Source organism: Orbaceae bacterium lpD04 (assembly GCA_036251935.1).
Lineage (GTDB): Bacteria > Pseudomonadota > Gammaproteobacteria > Enterobacterales > Orbaceae > Orbus > Orbus wheelerorum.
In genome coordinates this window covers 2,733,326-2,757,992 of sequence record CP133967.1, presented here as the reverse complement: position 1 = coordinate 2,757,992, position 24,667 = coordinate 2,733,326, and the positions used below count along the sequence as shown (strand labels likewise).

Here is a 24,667-nt window from a genome sequence, read left to right as displayed (position 1 = left end):
CAAGCCATTTATCAGGCAATAAACTGATAGCTATCGCCTAAGGCACTACCTTGTACACCAAATTGCCTTAAGTTACTATCAACGGCATTCATTGATTGCCAATGATTTTCGCACCAATCAGGGGCAAGTAGCGTTGGTTTTCTGGCATTAGCAGAAATGCGATGATACAGTATTTCTTTTGGTGTATGGCGGATCAAATCACCAGCAATATCGACATACTCATCTAATGATAATACTGATTGGCGGCCAGCTCGCCATGCTTTAGCCATAATACTACCTTCAACAATATGAAGTGGATGTAATTTTAATCCATCAACTCCGGTTTCTAAAACTTGATTTAAGGTAGTAAAACAATCTTGTTTGGTCTCTTTAGGTAAGCCAACAATCAAATGGGTACATACTTTAATACCTAATTGGCGCGCTTTTTGTGTTGTTTTATGGTAATCCAAATAAGTATGACCACGATTAATATCACGAAGTGTCTTATCATTTGATGTTTGTAATCCTAATTCAAGCCAAACTTCAAATCCTTGATCTTGATACTGCGCTAACAGCTGCAATGCTTCATCAGGAACGCAATCAGGGCGAGTACCAATACAAAGTCCAACAATGTCTGCACTTTGTAAGGCTTGCTCATACATTTTTTTCAGTATAGCAACTTCAGCGTAGGTGCTGGTATACGCTTGAAAATAGGCTAAATAACGCTTCGATTTTCTCATTTGAGAAGCTTGTAGGCTAAGTTGTTCACTGATGGATTTAACTTGAATTGACTCATCAATAATAGAGGCAACATTACAAAAAGTACAGCCACCACGGCCTAATTCTCCAGTACGATTTGGGCAACTAAAGCCACCATGTAGTGTTAATTTATAAATTTTTTCGCCATAACGACGCGCGAGATCGGCGCCAAAAGTATTAACGACAAGATGTAATTGCATTGTTGATTGCTAGCATTTATTAAGGAGTCATTAACTCATTATAAGGTGGAAATTAAATGCTGAATACCCTTTATTATCCTTATCTATTGGTAAATAGAGTGTATTTGTAGGGGGCATTGCTAGCTTGATATTATTTTGCACTATAAAACAACATTTTTTCCCCTAAATGGAACGCTCGCATTATTAAGATCCATTAATTCTATTAATACCGGACATGCTGTTATTAATATCTTGACTTATAAGTAGAATTTATTTGACCAAAACTGCTTTTCTCGCTAATTTTTATGTCAATATCGTGGCATGCGTCTACTCTCTAAAACACTGTAAGATGTAAGCGATGTAAAGATAAAATTATTGAGAGGCAATGATTATGTTATACAACCAGCATCATGAAAAAGATAACTGTGGTTTTGGGTTAATTGCTCATATAGAAGGCAAACCAAGTCACAAAGTGGTGCGTACAGCGATTCACGGATTAGCTCGTATGCAGCACCGTGGAGCAATTTTAGCCGATGGCAAAACCGGTGATGGCTGTGGTTTATTACTACAAAAGCCAGATCGGTTCTTCCATTTAGTTGCAGAAGATGAAGGCTGGCGACTTGCAACCAACTATGCCGTTGGTATGCTATTTTTGAGTCAAGATGAAAATGAAGCTCAATTAAGCCGTGACATAGTCGAAGATGAGTTATCAAAAGAGACATTATCTCTTGTTGGTTGGCGAAACGTTCCGATAGATACCAGCGTGCTTGGTGAAATTGCATTATCATCTCTACCACAAATTGAGCAAGTCTTTATTAATGCGCCTGCGGGCTGGAGTAAAATTGATCTAGAGCGCCGTTTATATATGGTGCGCCGCCGCATTGAAAAACGTGTGCAAGATAATTCATTTTATATCTGTAGTTTTTCGAATCAGGTTAACATCTATAAAGGCTTATGCATGCCTAAAGATTTACCGCGATTTTATCTTGATTTGGCCGATTTGCGAATGGAATCATCTATCTGTTTATTCCATCAGCGCTTCTCTACTAATACCGTACCAAAGTGGCCATTAGCTCAGCCATTTAGGCATCTAGCGCATAATGGTGAGATTAATACTATTGAAGGTAACCGGCAATGGGCTAAAGCGCGTTCTTATAAATTTAGAACGCCATTAATTCCTGACTTGCAAGATGCTGCGCCATTTGTTAATGAAACCGGCTCTGATTCGAGTTCATTAGATAATATGCTCGAACTCTTTTTAGTTGGTGGTATGGATATTGTTCGAGCAATGCGTTTACTTGTACCGCCTGCTTGGCAAAATAACCCCGACATGAATGAAGATTTACGTGCATTTTTTGATTTTAACTCAATGCATATGGAGCCATGGGATGGTCCTGCTGGGATCGTATTATCTGATGGCCGTTATGCGGCTTGTAGTTTAGATCGTAATGGGCTACGCCCAGCGCGGTATGTCATTACGACCGATGGATTAATAACTTGCGCATCAGAAGTGGGTATTTGGGATTATAAGCCAGATGAGGTCGTTAAAAAAGGTCGAGTTGGCCCTGGTGAACTGCTTGTTATTGATACTGATAGTGGCAAAATTTTACAACCATTTGAAACCGATAATGATTTACAAAAACGTCATCCGTATAAGACTTGGATGGAAAAGAATGTTAAACGGCTAACACCATTTGAAGATTTAGTTGATTATCATCTCGGCGAGCGTAATTATGATGATGTTTTATTAGCTGCTTATCAAAAACAATTTGGTTATTCATTTGAGGAACTTGATCAAGTTATCCGCCCACTGGGTGAAAATGGTCAAGAAGCAACGGGATCAATGGGTGATGATACCCCCTTTGCCGTATTATCAAATAGACCACGAATTATCTATGATTACTTCCGGCAAAAATTTGCTCAAGTGACGAATCCACCGATTGACCCATTACGTGAAGCGCATGTTATGTCGCTATCAACCAGTATTGGCCGTGAAATGAACGTATTTGCCGAGGCAGAAGGTCAAGCGCACCGTGTTTCATTTAAATCACCGGTATTACTTTATTCCGATTTTGCACAGTTAACATCACTAGAATCAAAATACTACCGAACTGATGTACTTGACATCACTTATGAAATTGATGGTAGCTTAAATGATGCTATTGAACAGTTATGTGGTGATGCTGAGAATAAAGTTCGGGCGGGCGCAGTATTATTAGTCTTATCTGATAAAAATATTGCTGCAGATCGTTTACCTATCCCAGCTCCAATGGCTGTTGGTGCGGTGCAACAGCGCTTAGTTGAACAAAATTTACGTTGTGACGCTAATATTATTGTTGAAACGGCAAGTTGCCGCGATCCGCACCAGTTTGCGGTACTAATCGGCTTTGGTGCAACGGCTATTTATCCTTACCTAGCCTACGAAACATTAGCGCAAATGATTGATAATGGCCGGTTAAAGAAAAGCTATCGCGAAGCAATGCTCAATTATCGTAATGGCATTAATAAAGGATTATATAAGATCATGTCCAAAATGGGCATATCAACCATCGCTTCTTATCGCTGCGCTAAATTATTTGAAGCCGTCGGTTTACATGATGATGTAGTTAAAACCTGCTTCTTTGGCGTTACAAGTCGTATTAGTGGTGCTAATTTCGATGATTTTCAGCAAGATTTATTTGAGTTATCTAAGCGCGCTTGGTTAAAACGCAAACCACTAGAGCAAGGTGGATTATTAAAATACATCCATGGCGGAGAGTATCACGCTTATAATCCAGACGTCGTTCAAACTTTACAGCAAGCGGTGAATAACGCAAGTTATCAAGATTATAAACGTTACGCCGATATTGTGAATAACCGCCCAGTTGCAACCTTGAGGGATTTACTAAAACTTAATCCACCACAGGGCGCAGCAATTGCTTTAGAACAAGTGGAAAGTAATGAGGCATTATTTAAGCGCTTTGATTCAGCCGCGATGTCAATTGGTGCATTAAGCCCTGAAGCACATGAATCATTAGCTCAGGCAATGAACACGTTAGGTGGGTTTTCTAACTCCGGTGAAGGAGGGGAAGATCCTGTTCGTTATAACACCAACAAAGTTTCACGTATTAAACAAGTTGCCTCAGGCCGATTTGGCGTGACGCCTGGTTATTTAATGAGTGCGGATGTGATTCAAATTAAAGTTGCACAGGGGGCAAAACCTGGTGAAGGCGGTCAATTGCCTGGCGATAAGGTTACCCCTTATATTGCTCGGCTACGTTTTTCAGTGCCAGGTGTGACACTGATTTCACCACCACCACATCATGATATTTACTCTATTGAAGATTTAGCACAGCTAATTTTTGATCTAAAACAGATTAATCCAAAAGCGATGATCTCAGTTAAGCTCGTTTCTGAGCCTGGCGTTGGAACGATTGCAACAGGCGTTGCTAAAGCTTATGCCGATATGATAACGATTGCAGGTTACGATGGTGGCACAGGGGCAAGTCCGCTAACTTCGGTAAAATACGCAGGTTCGCCTTGGGAGCTTGGATTAGTTGAAACCCAGCAAGCATTAGTTGCTAATGGACTTCGGCATAAAATTCGCCTACAAGTCGATGGCGGGCTGAAAACGGGGTTAGATATTGTTAAAGCGGCAATTTTGGGCGCTGAAAGTTTCGGCTTTGGCACAGGACCCATGGTTGCACTAGGCTGTAAATATTTACGTATATGTCACCTTAATAATTGTGCTACAGGCGTTGCAACTCAAGATGATAAATTACGTCGAGATCACTATCATGGCTTACCTGAAAAAGCGATGAACTATTTCCGGTTTATTGCGCAAGAAACGCGGGAAATCATGGCAGAACTTGGTGTGAGTCGTATTACCGATTTAATCGGTCGCACTGATTTATTAGTTGCTTTAGCGGGGATCACGGCTAAGCAACAAAAACTCGATTTATCTGGGCTATTAAAAACCGCTAAGCCAATTGATGGGCATAATGTTTATCATACACAGATTAATACGCCTTTTGATAAAGGGATATTAAATCACGAAATCATCACGCAAACGCAAGAGGCCGTCGACAACAAACAGTCAAAATCATTCTATTTTGATATTCAAAACACCCACCGTTCAATTGGTGCTACTTTATCGGGCTATATTGCGCAAAAGTATGGTGAAACAGGCGCAACAAGTGATCCGATAAAACTAAATTTTAATGGCACAGCAGGGCAAAGTTTCGGCGTTTGGAATGCCAGCGGTGTTGAATTAACTTTAACGGGTGATGCGAACGATTATGTTGGTAAAGGTATGGCGGGGGGCCGAATTGTTATTAGCCCACCGATAGGTTCGGCATTTTTAAGTCATGAAGCAACTATCGTTGGAAATACCTGCTTATATGGCGCAACCGGTGGAAAATTATTTGCTGCGGGCAAAGCTGGCGAACGCTTTGCGGTGCGAAATTCAGGCGCAATAAGTGTGGTTGAAGGTATTGGTGATAATGGCTGTGAATATATGACTAGCGGGATCATTTGCGTATTAGGTAAAACGGGTGTTAATTTTGGCGCAGGCATGACTGGCGGGTTTGCTTATATACTTAATGAAGATGGTGAGTTTAATAAACGTATTAACCTAGAACTAGTGGAAATGCTAAATGTCGCTGATTATGCCATCCACGAAGAGCATCTACGGGGGCTTATTATGGAGCATGCACAACTAACCCATTCATCAAGAGCAGAAGATATTCTTGCTAACTGGCATAGATATGCACAGCAGTTTGTGCTCGTAAAACCAAAATCAAGTGATGTCAAAGCATTACTTGGTCACCGTAGTCGGTCATCAGCCGAATTACGTGTACAGGCACAATAAGGAGAAAACACCCATGAGTCAAAATGTTTATCAATTTATCGATTTACAACGTGTTGATCCGCCTAAAAAGCCATTAAAAATTAGAAAGATTGAATTTGTCGAAATTTATGAAGGTTTTTCATCGTCGCAAGCAACGGCGCAAGCTGATCGTTGCCTTGCATGCGGTAATCCCTATTGTGAATGGAAATGCCCAGTACATAACTATATTCCGAACTGGTTAAAACTGGTGAATGAAGGGCATATTTTAGAGGCGGTTGAGCTATGTCATCAAACCAATAGTTTACCTGAGGTATGTGGACGAGTTTGCCCCCAAGATCGTTTATGTGAAGGATCTTGTACATTAAGTGCTGAGTTTGGTGCTGTGACTATTGGCAATATTGAGCGTTATATTACTGATGAAGCTTTCAAGATGGGATGGCGGCCAAACCTTAATAATGTTGAAATGACAGGGGAGCGTGTTGCGATTATTGGCGCAGGGCCAGCAGGGCTTGCTTGCGCTGATGTGCTGGTACGTAATGGCGTAAAACCCGTTGTTTATGATCGTCATCCCGAAATTGGCGGATTATTAACATTTGGTATACCAGCATTTAAATTAGATAAAGCGGTTTTAGTCAATCGCCGCCATATTTTTACTGATATGGGAATTGAGTTTCGTTTAAATACAGAGATTGGTAAGGATATAACGCTACAAGATATAATGGCTGAATTTGATGCAGTATTTATTGCCACCGGTACATATCAATCAATGCGTGGTGGGCTTGAAAATGAAGATGCAAATGGCGTTTATGAAGCATTACCATTTTTGATTGCTAATACAAAACATATCATGCAACATGCGCAAACTGCTGATGCTAACTATGTTGAAATGAAAGATAAGCGCGTAGTCGTACTTGGTGGCGGTGATACGGCAATGGACTGTGTACGTACCTCGATTCGTCAAGGTGCCAGTGAAGTAACTTGTGCCTATCGCCGAGATGAAGCGAACATGCCGGGCTCTAAACGGGAAGTTAAAAATGCGCGTGAAGAAGGTGCACAATTTTTATTTAACGTGCAGCCACTGAGTATTGAAATAAATCAAAATGGGCAAGTTACTGGTATTAAAATGGTGAAAACCGAGCTTGGTCAAGCTGACGAGCAAGGTCGACGTTTAGCGGTTGTTATTGAAGGATCTGAGTTTGTGTTAGCTGCCGACGCTGTAATTATTGCTTTTGGTTTTAAACCACATCGTATGCCTTGGCTTGCAGAACATCATATTGAACTTGATAAGCAAGGACGAATTATTGCGCCTGAAAATAACAGTTATCAAACCTCTAATGCTAAAGTATTTGCTGGTGGTGACGTCGTAAGAGGCTCCGATCTTGTTGTTACGGCAATAGCTGAGGGACGAAAAGCTGCACAGGGGATTCTTGATTACCTTGATACAGACGTTATTGAATAAATAAAATACCGCTTATTGGCGGTATTATTATATTATTTAAGTTATCTAAAAGGATTAAGTTAATACGGTCGATTGATTAATTCTTTACAGGCAACAATATAAACGTTAATATTAGCCGAAAGTTATTGAAATAGTATAAAAATAATAAAATAAATAGGTTAATAATTTGAATAACAGTTTTGATAGCGACTTATGCGCGAGATTAGACAAATTTAATATTAAACAGTATGCATTTTTGTTTTTTGATCGTAGTTCTTTTATTGCTCCCGTAATTTTTTCTACCTATCCTCATGATTGGGCTGCTTTGTATCAGCAACAGAAATTATACCATAGTGATCCCATTATTAATTTAGCGAGAACAACAGTAAAGCCCTTTGCTTGGAGTTCTATCATTAGCTATCTACCTTCGAAAGACCAAACTTTTTTCAAATTGAGTAAACAGTATGGTATCAATGATGGATACATTTTGAGTATCCATGATGCATTGGGCCATTATGCTTTTTTAAATCTACTGTGTGATGAACAGCGAGCCATTGATCGTGAGTTTTTTGAATATCGCCGCGCTGAACTACAAATGGTATTAGTTGATCTCTATGATCTTTACTTACAGCAACATAAGCATATGGAGTATTATCGTAATCGCGCATACCTCATGATTTCAGATAAAGAAAAGCAAGTGCTTAAGCTTGGATGTGATGGTTTAAAATATAAAGATATCGCGCTTAAGCTTGGAATTTCAGAGAGAACAGTTAAATTCCATATAAGCAAAATTGTTGAGAAATTAGGTGTTGAAACGGCAAAACAAGCCTTTTTGAGATGTAAAGAGTTGAATGTTATTTAAGCGGTTTTAATTGTTCAAAAAATAAGTTTTATCATTTTTATTGCACTTTTATTATTGATTAAAATTGATAAAAAACAAATTAATATAATTATTCTTTATGTTTTTTTGAGTTTTATTATTATTATTTTTACACTTTAGTACAGTTGTGAGTGTTAACTGTTTAAAGGTAAAATTAGACAGTGGTTAAATATAACTAATTGATTTTATATTGAAAAGGAAGAGATATGTCAAACAGCTATCAAAACGAAGTTCCCGCTGCGCGTGTTAATATTCAGTTAGATCTGCATACTGGTGGTGCACAGAAGAAAGTTGAGCTACCGTTAAAGATTTTAGCGATGGGTGACTATAGTCACGGTAAAGATAATAGACCTCTAGCTGAAAAAGAAAAAGTGTCTATTAATAAAAATAATTTTGATTCCGTATTAAAAGATTTAAACCCACAAGCAAAAATCACTGTTGAAAATACATTGGCGGGTGATGGCTCTGAAGTAAATATTGATCTTGATTTTCAGTCAATGAAAGACTTTACGCCTGAACAAGTTGCTAAAAAAATTCCACAACTGCGTTCTTTACTTGCAATGCGTAATTTACTTCGCGATTTAAAATCTAACTTAATGGATAATGCGACATTTCGTCATGAGTTAGAAAAAATTGTTAAAAATGAACAATTATCCGATGAATTAAGAGCTGAGTTAGAAGCGATAGTCGCTGAAAGTACTAAAGCATAGTATTAATAAAGCTTTATGAATAAAATTGAAAATAACATTATTACTTTATTTTATTTAATAAAGTTACAGTGATCAAGATTAAGTATAAAGGAAACAAACATGTCAGTACAAAAAGAACAGAGTACAGCTCAGACCGTTACTCAAGATGCAAGTAGCGTATATCAATCCTTATTTAATAAAATCAATTTAAATACAGTTGCTAAAGCGCAAGATATGGATAAATATGAAGATAATGATGTGTTATCTGAATCTTCAACTAATGAACGTGTGACAATGGCAGTTAATATTCTGCTAAAAATGATTCAAGATTCGTCACAAAAAGTTGAAAAATTAGATAAACATCTATTGGATTATCACATCAGCCAAATCGACCAAAAATTAAGCCAACAACTTGATGCTATTATGCATAATCCGGTTTTTCAAGAAATCGAATCAACTTGGCGTGGACTTAAATTTTTAGTTGACCGTACTGATTTCCGTCGTAATGTAAAAATCGAATTACTTGATGTGTCTAAAGATGCATTACGTCAAGATTTTGAAGATGCGCCAGAAATCAACCAAACGGGTTTTTATCGCCATACCTATATTCAAGAATATGACACACCGGGCGGTGAACCATTAGGTGTCACTATTTCAAATTATGAATTTGACCGTGGGGCACAAGATATCGCATTACTACGTAATGTATCAAAAGTTGCCGCTGCAGCTCACATGCCATTTGTTGCCTCTGTTGGCCCTAAATTCTTTGGTAAAGACACAATGGAAGAAGTTGCTGCAATTAAAGATATTGCAAACTACTTTGATCGTGCTGAATATACTAAATGGAATAGTTTTAGAGATACCGACGATTCACGTTACATTGGTTTAACTCTACCACGTGTGCTTGCTCGTCTACCGTATGGTCCTGAAACTGTGCCAGTACGTAGCTTTAACTATATTGAAGATGTTAAAGGCCCAGATCATGAGCGTTATTTATGGGCTAATGCGTCATTTGCTTTTGCCGCAAACATGGTACAAAGCTTTATTCGCAATGGTTGGTGTGTACAAATTCGTGGCCCACAAGCGGGTGGCTTAGTTGAAGATCTACCGATTCACTTATATGATTTAGGTACGGGTAATCAAGTTAAGATCCCAACAGAAGTCCTAATCCCTGAAACGCGTGAATTTGAATTCGCTAATCTTGGTTTTGTGCCACTATCATTTTATAAAAACCGTGATTATGCTTGCTTCTTCTCTGCTAACTCATCGCAAAAACCTGCGTTATATGATACTAAAGAAGCGACAGCTAATAGCCGTATCAACTCACGTTTACCTTATATTTTCCTACTTTCGCGTATCGCTCACTACCTTAAAGTGATTCAACGTGAAAATATTGGTGCAACCAAAGATAGACGAGTTCTTGAGCTTGAACTTAATAAATGGATTAACAACTTAGTGACTGAAATGACAGATCCAAGTGATGAAGTTCAGGCTTCACATCCATTACGCCAAGCACAAGTTATTGTTGAAGATATTGATGATAATCCAGGTTTCTTTAGAGTGAAAACATTCTTAGTTCCTCACTTCCAAATTGAAGGAATGGATATTAATTTATCTATGGTATCACAAATGCCAAAGGCAAAAGCCTAATTATTAGTGGATAAAAAATGGCGAATTCTATTTGAATTCGCCAACTAATAAATCAATTAACAAGCCAACTAATTTAGGTTTAAAAGTCCTTAAAACCATGAGTGGAGCCAATTGGAATAATGAAAATATATCGTCCTCTGTGGAATGAAGGTGTTTTTCTAACACCCGAACAATTTCAACAACAAAGCATGTGGGAAGCTTATAGTAACCAGCAGCTTGCTAAACTATACCTCGGTAATCCTTGGGGTGTTGAGCGTTTACAAATTGATGCACAAGCATTAATGCTTGACCGTTTAAGCTTACATACTTTGAGTTTACGTTTTGCTGATGGCACATTAATTGATACTGATATTGCCGATAGCTTACCAACAACACGTAATTTAGCCACAGATGTTCCACCTGCAAATGATGAAGTTACGGTTTATATTGGACTGCCACTATTACAAGCAAATGGCGAAAACTGCGCGTTTGATGATAAAAGTATAGAAAGACCAATGCGTTATCGTCAAGAATGGGTTGAAGTAAAAGACCTACTTGGTAATGGTAATGAAACTATCGCAGTCGAACGCTGCGCACTTAGTTTTTTATTTGATTTTGAAGATCATAGCGAATACCTGACTTGCCCAATTGCAAAATTAAAACGCGATCTTAATGGCCGCTTTGTATTAGATAACCAATACTTACCGCCGTTACTTAATTTATATACCCAAAGTGGTTCACTCGTTAAAGAGCTAGAACTTCTTTGCGTGCAAATTCAAGCTAAACGCCAACGTTTAATGGGAATGCGTCATGAACGCAATCAACAAATGGCAGAATTTGCGGTCGCTGATGTCTCACTATTTTGGCTACTTAACGCATTAAACAGTTTTGAGCCACAATTAAAATTTTTACGTGATAACCCAACGATCCACCCTGAAAATCTTTATCAAAAACTGATCGGTTTAACAGGGGCACTACTGACTTTTTCACTTGCTCATGATGTGGATAAAATTCCTGCTTATCAGCATAATAACTTAAATGCCGTGTTCCCTCCGTTATTTGAGTTAACCCGCAATTTATTAGAAGAAAGCTTACCATCAAGAGTGATAAAAATTGATCTGGTACATGATAAAGATACCTTATGGACAGGCCGATTAAATGATGGGCGTTTAGTTGAAGAAGCTGATTTTTATCTATCAGTACGTTCAAGCATGCCAGCACATCAATTGCAATCTCAATTTCCAGTATTATGTAAGGCCGGAGCGCCTGATGATGTAAGACAAATTATCCACTCAGCTCTATCTGGAATTCCAATTAAAGCATTAAGCCATGTGCCTGCTGCGATCCCGATGCGACTTGAAAATCAATATTTTGCGCTTGATTTATCACATAATGCAGCAAAAAATATGTTATTAAATCGATGCTGTGAATTCTACGTGCCAAGGGCTATGCCAGATATTTCATTAGAACTCTTTGCTGTACTACGATCATAAGGTTAAAAAAATGAGTATAGAACAAAAAAATATAACAATTGATCAATTATTAAGAGATACCATACTCACGGTTGTAGAACTTAGAGAAGGCGCTGATATTCCGTCGGTCAGTAAACTCTACAAACAATGTAAACAGCAAGTTACAACGCTACGTGAACACCTACAACAAGCTCAATATAGTCAAGATATTATTGATGATATCAGCTACGCACAGTGTGCACTACTTGATGAAGTGGTTTTACTTTGTAGTAAAGATAGCAACAAACCACGGGATTATGACGAATGGCTTGGTGCACCTTTACAAGTTGTCTTTTTTAATACACACAATGCTGGTTATGATTTATTCGAAAAAATTCGTACTCGCTTACGCGCTGATAAAAAAGAATATCTCGTATTAAATTGTTTTGATCGCGTGCTAGGTATGGGTTTCCAAGGTTGTTACCTAGGCCAACCTCAAATGGAACGAGAGCATCTTATTATCGCCTTACGAGAATCATTAAAGGCTAATGAGCTAGACGAATCACATCCGATTATAGAGCAAACCAAAAGCTACCGTTATTTTGGCCGAAAATCAGCACTCATTTTGTGCACTTTGGCATCGGTTGTGATAGCTGTTGGGCTTTACTTCTTTTTAGACCATAAATTAAACGCACTTTTAGCGCCGCTAATTCAATAAGGACTGATAATGAACGATTATCCTTGGCGAATACAGATAACATACGCGGTTTTATTAAGCTTTATTATATTATGGATTTTTCTACCGATAACCATCGGTTGGAAACTACTCGGTTCGCTTGTTATTATCGCGATCGCCAGCATACTGTTTTATCGTTTACTGCGCTATCGACGCTTACTTAATGCGGCAACTAAAAATATCGATTTTTTATCGCAAAAACTGGATTTACTACCGGCGCGGCAACGTTACCGTCTACCGCTCTTTTTAGTGACCGGAAATTGTGCTAAGGAGTTTTTCCCAAGCGATCTAACCTTAGCTGAACAAAATATTGTTGTATCATCAGAAGCGGTTTGGATCTACGTTGAAGAACATTCTGAGCTACCAATTGTTTTTGATTCACTCGTTGCTCGTTGGCCTGATATGCTTGGCCGTATTGGTTTATTTTTAGCTATCGCGCCAGAAGAAGAAAGTAAAGCTGGCTTATTTACGGCAAAATTACAAGCATTTCGCCAATCATGGGTTGATACTTGCCGAGTTGCAAAGTACCGATTACCCGTCTATATTTCAGCGCATATCGGACTTAATAATTTACATTACCATGATAATGCGACTTTACCGGCTTATTGGTATCAAATTGTTGCACAAAAACTCTATTTATTAGATGAATATTTATCGCCGCTAGATAATTGGGTGAATGATAAATCCATTAACTCGGTTGAGCGGCAACAGCGTTTATCTGTTAGAGCGATGCTAAATGAATACCAAAATTGGATCAAACTCAATGTTTTAGATGTACTTTGCGATCCTAAGCAGCCAATTAATAAATGCATACCCACTGGCACCGTAATTTATCCGCTTAACGGCAGGCAAGTTAGCGATAACTTAATTGAGCGAATGTTCTCAGGCATAACGACATTATCGTTACCTAACGATAAAGCCATTGAGCCGCATATTGTTACGCCACCAGATAGATTAGTAAAATTTATGCCGATTGCTTACCCTAATTCACCAATTAGAAAAACACTCTGCAATATGATTATTATCACGGCATTATTCTTTATAGCAGCATTAGGTGCATCTTACTTAAACAACATTAAGTTAGCGCAGCAAGTTAGTAACGATATTCGTAGTTACGATCTCATTGCAATGGATAGCTATAGCGAAAAACGTGAAGCATTGGCAATATTAAAAGCCGATAGAAGCTTACTTAATAACTACTTTAAACAAGGTGAACCGGTAAAATTAGGCTTAGGCTTATATCATGGGCAATATTTACTTGAACCGTTAAGTCAAGCGATTAGCCGCTATGTACCTGAGCCACCACCACCACCGGCTCCACCACCGCCTCCACCGCCGCCAGAACCGGATCCCGAGCCTCCCGTGTTCTCGTTTGATGCGCTATCATTATTTGAAAGCGGTAAAATGAAATTGAAACAAGAATCGACGAAGACCTTAATTGACGCGTTAATGGCCCTAAAACTCTATATGAAAGAAAATAGTGATAAAGGATGGCTAGTACTTGTTTCAGGTCACACCGATGCTACGGGTGATAGTAATAAAAATCAGCAGCTATCATTAGATAGGGCTGCTGCCGTCAGGGACTGGATGATTAAAGCCAGTAATATTCCTGAAAACTGTTTTGCGATACAAGGGTATGGCGCAAATAAACCGTTGGCGAGTAATGATACGCCAGAAGGGCGAGCACAAAACCGACGAGTGGAAATAAGCTTAGTTCCTCAAATATCAACGTGTAAGTTGGTGGATGAAAACTAAAATCAAGTACTAAAAATATAATAAGGAGTTAAAACAATGGCAGTTCCAGCATATATGTTTTTAAAAGATGACGGCGGTTCAGAAATCAAAGGTTCAGTAACCGTTGATGGCCGTGAAGGAAGCGTTGAAGTTGTTGAGTTTGATCATCAAGTTTACATTCCAACTGATGGTAACACTGGTAAATTAACTGGTACTCGTGTGCACAAAGCACTACAATTTGTAAAAGAAGTGGATTCATCATCTCCTTACCTTTACAAAGCAGTAACAACGGGTCAAAACTTAAAATCAGTTGAAATCAAATGGTATCAAATTGATAACGCTGGTCAAGAAATTGAGTATTTCAATACATTAATGGAAGGTGTAAAAATCGTTTCTGTTAAACCTGAAATGCACAACATCAAAGATCCAACGAAAGAACAATACAATCACTTAGAGCGTATTGAACTACGTTATGAAAAAATTACTTGGACTTACAAAGATGGCAACATCATTCACTCAGACAGCTGGGTTGAAGGTCGTAGCTAGTTTTTGATGTAAGATTTAGTAAAAATATTCTGCCCGATAACGGCAGAATATTTTCATCTAATTTAACCGTATCTACTTGCTAACCACCGATATCAATCTAATTGATATATGTCATTGCTCAAGTACATAGTGTTAAGTTATATGGTTAATCGTATTTTGGCACAACGCTTGCTCAAAAATAGATGACTAAAACAAAAAATAATGGTGATCACTAAGTTCAATGCATTAAATAGCCTTATTTGCCGAGCTTAAAGAGATAAACAACAAAAAAATGGGAAACGAAATAATCATGATAACCGATCCATCCACGCTATTAAGACGGTTAAATCCATACTGCGCTAGCGCATTAGAAGCAGCAGCAGGACTTTGCCAAACCAGAGCCCATATTGAAATTACGCCAGAGCATTGGTTATTAAAATTATTAGAACAAGGTAACGGCGATATCACCGTTATTGCTCGTCATTACCAGCTTAATATGGATGAGATTTGGCAAGGATTATTAACCTACTTAGATTCACTACCTCATACCGTAAATCAAAAACCAAGTTTATCCTCATCACTGATTAATTTATTACAATCAGCATGGTTAAAAGCTTCATTAGAAGATCAAGAAGATCGCATTCGCTCAGTGCATATTTTACAAGCACTACAAGAAGCGCCACAGACTTTAAAAGCGCAAGATGCATGGCCTTTACTAAGCTTATCGGTGGTTTCATTAAAACGCTTACGGGTTAAGCTTGACGACATGTCAGATGAAAATCCTCAAACCCAAGCCTATGAAAGTAGTACGGCAATTGTTGACAGTGCGCAGCAAGCGGTAAAATCAACACCAGCGAAAAAAGGCGAGAGCAAACAGCCAGAAAATATCGACAATACCGACAACAGCCAAGCTCAAAAACATCATCAAGCGGCATTAAGTCGTTTTTGCGAAGATGTCACTGAAAAAGCCCGTGCGGGTAAAATTGACCCAGTTTTTGGCCGCGATAGTGAAATTCGCCAAATGGTCGATATATTATCAAGAAGACGCAAAAACAATCCTATTTTAGTTGGTGAACCGGGCGTTGGTAAAACTGCATTGGTTGAAGGTTTAGCGTTAAGAATTGTTGAAGGTAACATACCAACTAACCTTAAAGATGTGGCGATAATGACGCTTGACCTAGGATTACTGCAAGCAGGCGCTGGCGTTAAGGGCGAGTTTGAACAAAGACTAAAAAATGTCATTGATGCAGTGCAGCAATCACCAACCCCAATTTTATTATTTATCGATGAAGCGCACACCATTATCGGCGCTGGCAACTCTGCGGGCGGCGCTGATGCAGCCAACTTACTTAAACCGGCGCTTGCGCGTGGTGAACTAAGAACGATTGCGGCAACGACTTGGTCTGAATATAAACAATATTTTGAAAAAGATGCCGCATTAGAGCGCCGTTTCCAGATGGTTAAAGTTGATGAGCCAAATGATGACATGGCATGTTTAATGTTACGCGGCTTAAAATCCCGTTATGCTAAGCACCATGGTGTACATATCTTAGACGAAGCAGTTAAAACCGCGGTAATGCTTTCTCGGCGTTATATTAGTGGAAGACAACTGCCAGATAAAGCGGTTGATCTGCTTGATACCGCTTCTGCGCGAGTTCGCATGGGACTTGACACTATCCCTGAATCTATCACCAAACTACAAGCAAGCATTGCCTCATTACAACTTGAAAAAGATGCATTGATTGCTGATCAAAGCCTTGGCGAAAATGATCTACAGCAGCGCGTTGATGAAATAGCTATTCAAACCACGCAGCTAGAGCAAGACTTAGTCATTGCGCAAGCGCAATTTGATCAAGAAAAAACCTTAGTACAAAAATTGATCGAACTTAGAGCTAAAGATGCAAAAGATGACAAAAAGCTGACTAAGCAAATTAAAGACACGCAGCAACAGTTACATGCGTTACAAAATCATGCACCGTTACTATCACTTGATGTTGATAGTCGAACGGTATCGACGGTTATTGCAGACTGGACCGGTGTCCCTCTTGAAAGCTTATTAAAAGATGAGCAAAGCCATTTACTGCATATTGAAGACGATTTACGTACACGAGTTGTTGGCCAAGACGTTGCTTTAGCCGAACTCGCGCGGCGTATACGCGCCGCTAAAACCGGCTTAACCTCTGAAGATGCACCAATGGGCGTATTCTTACTCGTTGGGCCATCGGGAGTCGGTAAAACAGAATGCGCACTCGCGCTTGCTGATACACTATTTGGCGGTGAACAATCGTTAGTGACTATCAACATGTCAGAGTATCAAGAAGCGCATACCGTATCACAATTAAAAGGCTCTCCGCCGGGTTATGTCGGTTATGGTCAAGGCGGGGTATTAACCGAAGCGGTACGTAAACGGCCATACAGTGTGGTATTACTTGATGAGGTTGAAAAAGCGCATAAAGATGTATTAAACCTATTTTACCAAGTATTTGACCGTGGTTTTATGCGTGATGGTGAAGGGCGAGAAATTGATTTTCGTAACACCCTTATTTTAATGACATCTAACTTAGGTAGTGATCAATTAATGGCACTATTTGAAGAGATGCCAGATGCGCCAACGGCAACTCAGCAAGAGCTACTACGACCAATTATTCGTGAACATTTCCAGCCAGCATTACTTGCAAGGTTCCAAACGGTGATCTTTACGCCACTTGCACGAGATGCCATGCGCCAAATTGTTCAGATGAAATTTAACAAAGTTGCAAAGCGGCTTAACCAGCATTATAAAATTAGTTTTAATGTCGGCGAAGCCCTATATGAGCAGCTAGTTGATGCTTGCCTACTGCCTGATACCGGTGCGCGCAATATCGACAGTATTTTAAATCAACAAATTTTGCCTGCTGTATCGAATTTATTATTACAAAAACGTCCATCAGATGAACAAAAACAAATGCTCCGTCTCGATTTTATTGAAGGAGAGGGGATTGTTTTAGAGTGGGGTGATAATAAAGTCAAATCAGCAACTAAAACAACAAAAGTGAAGAAGCCTAAAAAAGTGGCTAAAACATAATAATAATTCGTTAATATATTACTGTAGCCTATAAATATAGTATTAAATAAAAATAATCTACAGTTGGATGAAGGGAGTCATACCATGGCCACAGAGCTGAGTCATGCCTTAAACACATTCGCCAGTGAATTAACTGGCGTACGTAATAATCGTTATAGCTTAAGTATTACCGATATGCTATCACCGATATCCGTGTTATCAATCCAAGGTCATGAGCAGCTTAATCAGCCATGGCATTATGCCATCACCTTCACCAGCCGTGATAAACAAATTCGTATTAGCTCGGCGCTCAGCCAATCTGCGTCACTGGCTTTTTTAGCCCCCAATTTTACCCCGCAAGTTACGCAAATCAGCTCCCTTGATAAACCGGCAACAAACCGCACCTTATATGGCGTTGTTACCGAGTTTAGTCAGTTATCGGTTAATAAAGACGAAGCCCATTATCGGGTAGTCTTGCAGCCACGGCTGGCACTGTTTGCAAACGACCATTACAGCGCGATTTACCAAAACCAAAGCGTGGTGAGCGTGGTTGAAGAGGTGCTGCGCCGGCATGGTTTTACCGGCGTTGATTACCGCTTAGAGCTTAAAGACAGCTACCCAGCGCGCGAGTTTATTACCCAGTGGCAAGAGAGCGACCTTGCGTTTATTCAGCGGTTACTTGCCGATGTTGGCATATGGTTTCGCTTTGAAAGCCATAGCGAACACAACTGCGATGTGCTGGTACTCAGTGATTACGAGCAAGGTTTTGACGATGCAGGGAGCATTGCTTACACCTTGCCAAGTGGCATGGTTGATAAAGCCCGTGATAGTGTGTGGGATTTACAGTTTCAAAGTCACAGTGTGCCACGTCAAGTGATGGTGCAAGACGATAACTACCGTCAGGCACAAACTGATATGTACTCGCTGGTTAACAGCCAGCCGAAAGTGACCACCACCTCAGGCACTAACTACCGTTATGGTGAGCACTTTAAAAGCAAAGGTGATATCAGTATTATTGAAAGTGGCAGTTGGTATGCGACTATCCGCCATCAGCAGCACATTAGTGACCAAATTATTATCAGCGGTAAATGTAATGACTACCACTTAACTCCTGGGCAACGCATTATTGTCACCGGTAGCCCGATGAATGGCATTAGTGAAGGGATTGTTATCTTATCGACCGAGTCCTACGGTGACCGCAGTGAGTCGTATCAAATACAATTTACCGCCATTCCCTACAACGTATTAAAGCCGTATCGCCCACAGCCCCTACCTTGGCCACAAGTCAGTGGCACACTACCTGCACGGGTAACGAGCCCTGATAATGACACCTATGGTTATATTGACACCCAAGGCCGTTACCGGGTTAAATTTGATTTCGATTTAAAAACCTGGCGCAGTGGTGAAGAGAGCTTATGGGTACGACTTGCTAAGCCCTATGCCGGTGATACTTACGGTTTCCACTTTCCGTTAATCGATGGTACTGGGGTTGCTATTGCGTTCACGGGTGGCAATCCCGATAGGCCGTATATTGCCCACAGCTTACATGACAGTAACCACCCTGACCACGTCACCACCGCCAACAAACACCGCAATGTGCTTAGAACGCCTGCCAATAATAAACTGCGTATGGATGATAAGCGCGGCCAAGAGCATATAAAACTTGCTACCGAATACGGCAAAACTCAGCTCAATATTGGTCACTTAGTTAACCAAAACAAAGAGCAGCGCGGTGAAGGCTTTGAGCTACGGACTGATGAATGGGGCGCAATTAGCGCGAATAAAGGCTTATACCTAACCGCGCAAAGCGAACCGAAAGCCCAAGGTCAGCAGCTTGATATGCAAGGCGCCATCACGCAACTGGAAAATGCCTTATCGATTGCTAAAGCGCTACAAAATGCGGCAAGCACCGCACAGGCGCACCAAGCCGATACGAGCAGCCAAGAACAGCTACAAAACGCACTAAAACAGCTAACCGAGGCGGGCATTATTGCCTATGCACCAGCCGGCATTGCCTTAACCAGTGATGAAAATATTCAGTTATCAAGCAGTAACAGCCTTAGCTTAACCAGTGAGCAGCAAACTGATATTAGCGCACTAAAAAACATTACCTTAGCGTCATCAGAGGCGGTTGGCGTATTCGCCCATAAAGCCGGCATAAAGTTATTTGCCAATCAAGGCAAAGTTGAAGTGCAAGCGCAAAACGACAAGATGGATATTGCGGCTAAGCAAGATATTAAAATTGATAGTGTTGAGAATAAAGTCGATTTTTCAGCCGCTAAAGAAATTACCCTGATTTGTGGTGGCTCATTTGTAAAAATTAGCGCCGCGGGTATCGAGCTTGGTACTAGTTCTAATGTTACGATTAAAGCGGCTGCCATGCAAAAAATGGGGCCGGCGAATATCGAGGTAAATACTTCCTTACCGTCAGGTTGTGATATCGCGCTACAAGAAGCGGATAAGCTACAACAAGGCAGTGTAAAATTAAGCTAATATGATGAATAATTTAACTAATAGTGATAATGGTCAGGAAGTTGAATTGATTTTTCAGCAAATCCTTTCATTATCATCGCAATGTGATAGTTATTTTTATTTGATTTATCAGCCTAATGATTGTGCATCAACATTCGCTGATTTGATTGTAGAAAAATCATTAACTTTATTTGAATACGAAAGCTATAAAATAAAATATACGCCGGGATTAATCGAACTAAATTTAACACAAGATTTTGATAAACAGATATTAAAACAAAGTATTTACCAGTTTTTCTCATCCCTAGATCCCAAAGCGATATTGTTAGCTAAACCTCGTTTGGTTTATGGTTGGTTACTTTCCTCACTCAGTGCTGATGTATTAGCGAAACAACTAGGTAAAGTTGCAGTTCAGCCATCAACTGATGGTGATCAGTTACTTCGTTATTTTGATCCCGCCATATTATCACCATTAGCGACGATTTTTACTCAGGCTCAAAAAGATAAATTATTAAATTCAGTATATTATTGGCTATATCTTGATGGTGATGGTTATTTAATTATTGAAAAAAATGAAAGAATATTACGAAAACAAATTTCTAATCATTTAGGTATTAGTTTACAACAATGGCAGGCAATTGCTTGGATAGAGAGCCGAAATCAAGCATTAGCGCGTTATCGTTTTTTTCATCCAAATTTATCATTTCTAGCTGAAAAAGAAGCCGATAAAATAATTTTTCAGGCTTTTTTACATGCAAGCGCTAACGGTTATAGTGAAAAACGTGATCTATCTGAATATGCCTATCGCTGCCTAGCTATTCATCCTAATTTTATCGAACATCCAATCGTTAAATCTACAATTAAACAAAATAAAACGCATTCATTAATCAACCAATTGCATAATATTAGCCAGTCGCAATGGGATGTGATAGTCAATGAATGTCGCGTAAATCAGACAGGAGTTGAACAATGAGTTTGTGTAATAAATGCCAGTCTAAAGGGTTACCGATTTACCCTGTTCGTTATGCTGTTGCGCCTGATTATACACGAGTTAGCTTACCAGTATGGGCAGAAAAAAAACAATTACCCAATTTAAGTAAACAAACTAAATATGTACTGAGAACCATGCGCAAAGGTTACCTCTATGTATTTAGTCAATATGACAATGCTGCATTAGAGTTAGATCTTGCTATTTATGCCGTTGATGAGCAAGGTGGATTTTGGCAGCAAGATATCAGCAAAGAGTTAGATTTATTGCAATTGAGTTGCAATATTTTAGAAAAGCAGCAACCGATCCCTTTATCTGACACGAAAACTAGCTGTGATAATAGTGCCCATTCATCAAGTAATATCGCTTTTATTACCATCAATAAACCCGAAACATGTGAAACGGTATGGCTGGCATTTAGTGAACATAAATGGAGCTATGAAACATTAGAACAGTATATTTACGATAAAGACAAGCGCAATACTCGTATGCAGGTGATTAAGCCCAAGCAGTGGTTATCGGTGCAAAATAGTCAAAATGGGATCACCATCGCCAATGAGCAAACCATTGCAACAACGATGGAAATGTTATTATTGGATGATGCAATCAATAATGCCAATACGATGATGAACGATAAACCGTTATTAAGTTCGTCTAATTATCCTTTTAGTTATCCCTATTTATATGCCAATGCGCCGTTAAAAGAAGAGCCTATTTCAACAAGTACGCTGAAGACCGAACCCTTTAAATACAATAAATTACTCTTTACTAAGCGTAATACATTAACGCCATGGCCTACCGTTCCGGTAGAGATGCAAGGTAAGTATCAACAATTATTGCGCACAAATTATTCGACCCATTTATCGAATAAAATGAACTCATTAGGCCGTAATAATACTGGTTGCCCGCCGATTATGGTGGCATTAATCGATAGTATTGGTATTACCGCCGAGTTAAGTAGTTGGGGGAATAATGCGATTAATTCAGTTAAAAAAGTGATCACCGAACGGCAGCGTGAAAATGCAGCATGTAGCGGGATTCAGTTATTAGAACAAGTTATAAAAAATGGTGATATAGTTGAGGGGCGTAGTAAATTTAATAATCACATTAAACGTGTTAATGACACTTATTTAACTAATGCTAAAGATTATAATGAGGGTGATTTTGCTACAAGGCGAAAATTAGAGCTTGCTGAAGCATACGGTGGAGTTTCTTGGGATGCAGGCCAAAAAGCGCAGGGTAAAAGTGTTGTTGAGCTTTTTGAAAATTCTTACGAATTTGACAATACTTCTTTCCCTAATTCCCATTCTTTAAAGAATAATGCAATATCCGAGCTTTACGAAATTAAGATGAGTTATCCGATCGAAGAGCTTGGCGCTCAAAAGTATAGAGATACTTTTTATCAAATTTTTCAGCTCAAAGATGATTCAGATATGGCGAAGATAACACGACTTCGCAATGAGTTAAATACCTTAACGGCTGAGTTTTCGATTAAGGCCGATACTTATAAACAGCAGTGGTATCGGGATAATGCACCGCAACTTTCTGGTGAGCAAAATTGGCGTAAATACCAAGCCTGCTTAAATAGCGATTATGAAACTTATAAAAAAGAGTATGCTATTTTTATTGATGATACTGATAAGTATGTTAGTGGATTACTTGATGATTTAATCGTCTGGGTGAATTGCTTTAGCCAAAAATCACAACATCCATTTTCATTAGCCGCAGATGATTTAGAGCGCGATAGCGACAACTACCTGGCTTTTGCCAATGATATTTTAATGACGCTCGGTATGCAGGCTGAAAGCGATAAAGTCAGTCAGCTTTTTACGCAATTAATTGAAGACAGCGTATTAGATGGTCACAATATCGTTTGGTCAAGTGTACTTGCAGGGCGAAAATTAGATAAAGCCGCACAGCGCAAATGTGTTAATTTTTTATTATCCCTTAATAAAAATAGTGCCTCGTCGAATATGTCTTACGGTCAGTTGCTTGATAAATTGTCAACCGTGATTGATTTTTATTCAGGTAGCTCAATTGAAAATAATACCGTTATTAACTTAGCCGGCAGTATAAATGCGATCAGTGAGGCTGTATTTACCCAGCCGCCAGAATCACATCAAGGATTTGATATTGCTAAAGAGATGGCATCATTACTCGATGGCCAACGTGGCGCGATTGGCGATGACAATTCACCACAATCCCAAATAACAGCGGCTTATATCAAACCAATTAAAGAGGCAAGTGCGGCGGCATTAGTGCCACTGCTAAAATACTTGCAGCATGTTGGCGGTAATCTATCGTCAGAATTTGCCCAAGCTTGGTTTGTGGCTGCCATGCCGGGGAGATTATCAAAAACAGCATTAAATAACTTAATGGCGAGTTATAATGGATTTACGTTACGCCTTAAAGAGGCAATGCTAAAAAATATTGATACGATAGGTCATAAATTTGCCGTGGGTTATCAAAAATTAACTGACCTGACTAAAAATGTGTTATCAAGTCGATTTATCGGTGGCACGTTAGTCAGTGGGTTGTTAGGTTATCAGCTATTTACGATGTATAATTTGTTGTCTGATCGAACACTTAAAACCCATACACAGCAAACCAAAGCTAATCTACAATTATCAATAGCGGCGGGAACATCGATATCATTGAGTTTTCGTTTAGTGGCGGTTTATGGTGAAAATAACCGTTTAGGTGAGTCACTATTGGGTAATGTTAAATTTTTAGGCAACTTTTTCGGTCTTGTTTCGGGTTTAACTAAAGCAACATCAATTTTTTGGGACGATAATAAAGATAAATCGGCGATGGAAAAAGGGTTATATTGGGCATCTTATTCTGCGGAGATTATTGCTACACTAGATCTCTTTTTACAATTAGGTAAAACAAACTTAATTGAAGTGTTGAATAAACGACTTTTATTAGTAGGTTCCTTGCTTGCAACTACTTACGTAAAATCAGCGATTGCTTTAACCTTTGAACGAATACTTATGGGAGCAATATTGTTTGCCCTAAATCCATGGATTAATTTAGGTCTCTTTTTTATTCAGCTAGTGATTGAGTTTAATAAAGAAGATGATATGCAAATCTGGTTAAGGCGTTGCCGTTTTGGTCAAGCGCAGTTGGGTTTGGATCGTGATAATGGTGCTCATTATACCTCATCAGAGCAAGAAGTGACGGAGCTCAAGGCAATTTTTGAAAAGTTCCAACAGCAAGCTGCCGAATACCAAGCGGAACAAGATGCGATAGCGGCCAAAGAGAGACAAAAAGAAATTGATAGCCTTTTTACACGTGAAGCTGCACAAAATTTATTTAATATGCGCTTTTAATTTAT

The 24,667-nt window shown here is 39.2% G+C and carries 14 protein-coding genes; 13 read left to right on the top strand and 1 reads right to left on the bottom strand.

The genetic code is table 11. The annotated features are described in order from the left end of the window. Window positions 1-11: 11 nt before the first annotated feature. Window positions 12-938, bottom strand: coding sequence for a TIGR01212 family radical SAM protein (locus tag RHO14_12150; GenBank protein ID WVD71082.1), 927 nt, complete (start codon window positions 936-938; stop codon window positions 12-14). A gap of 370 nt (window positions 939-1,308) precedes the next feature. On the opposite strand from RHO14_12150, the gene gltB reads away from it, so the two are divergent. The 13 genes from gltB to RHO14_12085 all read left to right on the top strand — a co-directional run bounded on the left by gltB (window position 1,309) and on the right by RHO14_12085 (window position 24,662). Further along, window positions 1,309-5,766 carry a glutamate synthase large subunit gene (gltB, locus tag RHO14_12145; protein WVD71081.1) on the top strand — a complete coding sequence of 1,486 codons (4,458 nt, stop codon included), beginning with the start codon at window positions 1,309-1,311 and terminating at the stop codon, window positions 5,764-5,766. Between the two features lie 13 nt (window positions 5,767-5,779). Continuing rightward, entirely contained in the window at window positions 5,780-7,204 is a 1,425-nt protein-coding gene (locus RHO14_12140) for an FAD-dependent oxidoreductase (protein WVD71080.1), read from the top strand. Window positions 7,205-7,370: 166 nt separating this feature from the next. Continuing rightward, window positions 7,371-8,045 carry a LuxR family transcriptional regulator gene (locus RHO14_12135; GenBank protein ID WVD71079.1) on the top strand — a complete coding sequence of 225 codons (675 nt, stop codon included), beginning with the start codon at window positions 7,371-7,373 and terminating at the stop codon, window positions 8,043-8,045. A gap of 224 nt (window positions 8,046-8,269) precedes the next feature. Further along, complete coding sequence (tssB, locus tag RHO14_12130; GenBank protein WVD71078.1) at window positions 8,270-8,773, top strand: type VI secretion system contractile sheath small subunit; 504 nt, start codon at window positions 8,270-8,272, stop codon at window positions 8,771-8,773. Window positions 8,774-8,872: 99 nt separating this feature from the next. Then, the gene (gene tssC / locus RHO14_12125; protein ID WVD71077.1) at window positions 8,873-10,402 is read left to right on the top strand and encodes a type VI secretion system contractile sheath large subunit; all 1,530 of its coding nucleotides are present in this window, start codon (window positions 8,873-8,875) and stop codon (window positions 10,400-10,402) included. 119 nt (window positions 10,403-10,521) lie between these two features. Then, window positions 10,522-11,874, top strand: coding sequence for a type VI secretion system baseplate subunit TssK (gene tssK, locus RHO14_12120; protein WVD71076.1), 1,353 nt, complete (start codon window positions 10,522-10,524; stop codon window positions 11,872-11,874). A 10-nt stretch (window positions 11,875-11,884) separates the two neighbouring features. Continuing rightward, window positions 11,885-12,550, top strand: coding sequence for a type VI secretion system protein TssL, short form (gene tssL / locus RHO14_12115; GenBank protein WVD71075.1), 666 nt, complete (start codon window positions 11,885-11,887; stop codon window positions 12,548-12,550). Between the two features lie 9 nt (window positions 12,551-12,559). Next, window positions 12,560-14,323 carry an OmpA family protein gene (locus RHO14_12110; protein ID WVD71074.1) on the top strand — a complete coding sequence of 588 codons (1,764 nt, stop codon included), beginning with the start codon at window positions 12,560-12,562 and terminating at the stop codon, window positions 14,321-14,323. A gap of 36 nt (window positions 14,324-14,359) precedes the next feature. After that, on the top strand, window positions 14,360-14,848 hold the full coding sequence (locus RHO14_12105) for an Hcp family type VI secretion system effector (GenBank protein ID WVD71073.1): 489 nt from the start codon (window positions 14,360-14,362) through the stop codon (window positions 14,846-14,848). Between the two features lie 289 nt (window positions 14,849-15,137). Continuing rightward, window positions 15,138-17,891 (top strand): type VI secretion system ATPase TssH, encoded by a 2,754-nt coding sequence (gene tssH / locus RHO14_12100; protein ID WVD71072.1) that lies wholly within the window; start codon window positions 15,138-15,140, stop codon window positions 17,889-17,891. A gap of 84 nt (window positions 17,892-17,975) precedes the next feature. After that, a complete protein-coding gene (gene vgrG / locus RHO14_12095; GenBank protein WVD71071.1) occupies window positions 17,976-20,363 on the top strand; it encodes a type VI secretion system tip protein VgrG in 2,388 nt (795 codons plus the stop codon). Window position 20,364: 1 nt separating this feature from the next. Continuing rightward, on the top strand, window positions 20,365-21,315 hold the full coding sequence (locus RHO14_12090; GenBank protein WVD71070.1) for a DUF4123 domain-containing protein: 951 nt from the start codon (window positions 20,365-20,367) through the stop codon (window positions 21,313-21,315). Further along, window positions 21,312-24,662: a T6SS effector BTH_I2691 family protein gene (locus tag RHO14_12085; GenBank protein WVD71069.1), complete on the top strand. Its 3,351-nt coding sequence runs from the start codon at window positions 21,312-21,314 to the stop codon at window positions 24,660-24,662. Before RHO14_12090 ends, RHO14_12085 begins: the two co-directional genes overlap by 4 nt. Window positions 24,663-24,667 lie beyond the last annotated feature (5 nt).

What these genes read in the sequence shown, in the direction of transcription:
- RHO14_12150 (WVD71082.1), bottom strand. Translation starts at nt 938, where the DNA reads ATGCAATTACATCTTGTCGTTAATACTTTTGGCGCCGATCTCGCGCGT.
- gltB (WVD71081.1), top strand. Translation starts at nt 1,309, where the DNA reads ATGTTATACAACCAGCATCATGAAAAAGATAACTGTGGTTTTGGGTTA.
- RHO14_12140 (WVD71080.1), top strand. Translation starts at nt 5,780, where the DNA reads ATGAGTCAAAATGTTTATCAATTTATCGATTTACAACGTGTTGATCCG.
- tssB (WVD71078.1), top strand. Translation starts at nt 8,270, where the DNA reads ATGTCAAACAGCTATCAAAACGAAGTTCCCGCTGCGCGTGTTAATATT.
- tssC (WVD71077.1), top strand. Translation starts at nt 8,873, where the DNA reads ATGTCAGTACAAAAAGAACAGAGTACAGCTCAGACCGTTACTCAAGAT.
- tssK (WVD71076.1), top strand. Translation starts at nt 10,522, where the DNA reads ATGAAAATATATCGTCCTCTGTGGAATGAAGGTGTTTTTCTAACACCC.
- tssL (WVD71075.1), top strand. Translation starts at nt 11,885, where the DNA reads ATGAGTATAGAACAAAAAAATATAACAATTGATCAATTATTAAGAGAT.
- RHO14_12110 (WVD71074.1), top strand. Translation starts at nt 12,560, where the DNA reads ATGAACGATTATCCTTGGCGAATACAGATAACATACGCGGTTTTATTA.
- RHO14_12105 (WVD71073.1), top strand. Translation starts at nt 14,360, where the DNA reads ATGGCAGTTCCAGCATATATGTTTTTAAAAGATGACGGCGGTTCAGAA.
- tssH (WVD71072.1), top strand. Translation starts at nt 15,138, where the DNA reads ATGATAACCGATCCATCCACGCTATTAAGACGGTTAAATCCATACTGC.
- vgrG (WVD71071.1), top strand. Translation starts at nt 17,976, where the DNA reads ATGGCCACAGAGCTGAGTCATGCCTTAAACACATTCGCCAGTGAATTA.
- RHO14_12090 (WVD71070.1), top strand. Translation starts at nt 20,365, where the DNA reads ATGATGAATAATTTAACTAATAGTGATAATGGTCAGGAAGTTGAATTG.
- RHO14_12085 (WVD71069.1), top strand. Translation starts at nt 21,312, where the DNA reads ATGAGTTTGTGTAATAAATGCCAGTCTAAAGGGTTACCGATTTACCCT.